The following is a 2,528-nucleotide window of genomic DNA, read 5'->3' as shown; positions in this document are numbered from 1 at the left end:
TTTGTTGCAGATGCCTTCAAAAACTCAATCCCAAAAACAAAAAAACGGTCTAAACCTTTTTGAAAAATCTGTCCAGTTTATAGGGGGCTAAGACAGTTTTGATTTAAAAAAATGTCTTCAATTAAGTATTTCTCTGCGTCTGGGTCTTCTCTTTTTTGAGAGAAGAATTTGTCTAATGCAAAACAAGCAACTGTCCACGCTTCTAAACCACGACACGATTCATAGTAGATAACTCTTGATTCATTTGGACTTGGGACGATAAGTTGTGACTTGTCGTCAACTGTTCCGTCCCAAAACATAAAGTCGTTACTTTCTAATGTTTCAATATACTTCCACGTTCCACGTCTTAACAATGATGCATCTTCTATGTTTCCATATTCGTTTATAATTGCTGTTTCACGGTTTGACTCATTTAGTCCTGTTGTATTTTCTCGTTGAGAATTTGATTCAAGTAAAACCAAAAGTGTTTCATAAGGCGAACAGCCATTTACTTCGCCTTTTAATTTTAGATGATTGAAAATTTCAGTCACTTCATTTTCGTTGTGATTCAGTCTAAAATCGAAAAGCAATTCTCCTTCATCTTCTGATTCTAATGGCTCTAAATTTAGGTCTATTTGAAAACGCTTTGCAACGTAATTACAAAAATCAACTACAGTTTTCTTTACTCTGTAAGATTTATTTCGTGTGTAGTGTTTTTTTACTTCAAGTTTTTTTGCCTGTGAAACTTCCCAATTACAAAGTTCAACGTGTCTAATTAGTTGTTCTTTTCCACCATTAGCAACAACAACGTTGTTGCTTCCATAAATTGAAATTAAAATTTCTTTTTCTAATCTATGGCAATCTTGGGCTTCGTCAATAAAAAGCGTTCTTTTTCTTCTGTGTCCACCAACTCGTCTATTTTTAAACTCTACAAATCCTTTTTCAGTAATTGTTTTCTTTCCGTCTTTTTCGCCAACATATTTTTCATTTAACCCAATCGCAACGTCAAGTAGTTCGTGTTTGTTTTCTATATTGTATTTGTCGTAAAATTGTTCGGGGTTTTGGATTTGTAGTAATGTATTTTCTAAAACACCATAATAGTCGGCTAAAAAAACTTCATTTGCCCCGATATTTCCGACAATACTTTTTTTATGATTGAAAAAATCAACGCTTGCTTTATCAAGGTCGTTTGACGTTGTTGCGTTTTTCTTTTTTAGAAAGTTTAAAAAATCTATTCCGACTTCTTTTGAGCCAATATCTAAATTATTGTTGTTCTGTATTATTGCTTTGATGTCATCAATATTTGTGTTTTTAGCAATTTCTACTTTTACAATATCATACACTTTACGCATACGTTCTTTGAGAGTAGCCAAAAGTTTTTCAATTCTCACTTCGTTTAATACGTGTAATACTCCCAATGACTTACTTAATCTGTAAAAGAAAGCGTGAAGCGTAAGAACAGATGCTTCGCCCGGTTTCTCTCCGCTAATCTCGCTACTTTTCAATTTTGCATTAACGTATGATTTTACTGTTTTTGCAATATCAAAAATGAGCAACTTGTTATACGTTAAATATAAAGTGTTTTGTCCGTTACTGATACATTTCATTGTAAGCAAAAGAAGTTCGCTTGATTTTCCCGTTCCCGCTTTTCCACTTACAATTACAAGGTGCTTGTTTAATTCTTCATAAATTGTTCTTGAATTGGATAACTGCTTACCGATTCTTTCAACTTTCTTTTTAGTCAAATACCCAATTTCACTGTCTTTTGATGCTTGTTCAGTTATCCGTTCAATGTCTTTGTTTATAGTGGTTTGATAGCCAAATTCAGATTTCCAATCTTTATACGCAATAAAAATGTCTGCACTATTTTGAGTAAAATATTTGTGGATTGATTTAAAATCAAAAGTTTCGGCAATCAGATAATTGTTTTGAATAAACTCATTTTTACTTTTAATAAAAATCATCGGCTGAATAAAAAGTCCTTGTTTGTTCATTCCGCATTTGTTTGACAGGTAATTTATCAAGCCAAATCTAATTGAGTTTATTTCTGTCGAATAGTCAATGTATTCTTCGTTTACAACAATCTGTCCATTGTCATTTGTTATTGTGTCGTCTTGGAATTGAGTAATAAATTTGAGTGGAATGATTTGATTATGAAAATATACGGCTTTTCCTTCGCTATTTGATTTTGGTATGTAGAAATTACCTTTTTTATCTTCAATGGCAATTACAATTATCAAGTCAATATTGGTTTCAACTGAAACGGAAACAGGGAAATTGTTGAAAAGGAAAATTTTTGCGTCAGAACATTTTTTACCAACAGTTTCTTTGACGCTTTTTTCAAAGTCGTCATAGTCAAAATATTGGCTTTTCCCGTTTATTGGAATTATCTCAATGCTCATAATTCACTTTTCTGTCTGTCGTTTAGAGGTGCGGTGTTGTATGCTTGCCACCAACGTTTCAGTATTTGTGTTCGGCGGGATTCATCATTCGTCGCGCCGATACAACAGCTAAATTAAAAAACAAAAAGCCGATGAATAAAATAAATG

Annotated in this window: 1 protein-coding gene; it reads right to left on the bottom strand. The window is 32.7% G+C overall.

Annotation, left to right across the window (positions count from 1 at the left end; translation table 11 throughout):
* Positions 1–77: 77 nt before the first annotated feature.
* A complete protein-coding gene (locus tag BM015_RS21675; RefSeq protein ID WP_177191990.1) occupies positions 78–2,381 on the bottom strand; it encodes an AAA family ATPase in 2,304 nt (767 codons plus the stop codon).
* Between the last annotated feature and the right edge of the window lie 147 nt (positions 2,382–2,528).

The organism is Parafilimonas terrae (genome assembly GCF_900115755.1).
GTDB classification, from domain to species: domain Bacteria; phylum Bacteroidota; class Bacteroidia; order Chitinophagales; family Chitinophagaceae; genus Parafilimonas; species Parafilimonas terrae.
This window is presented reverse-complemented; position numbering and strand designations above follow the sequence as displayed.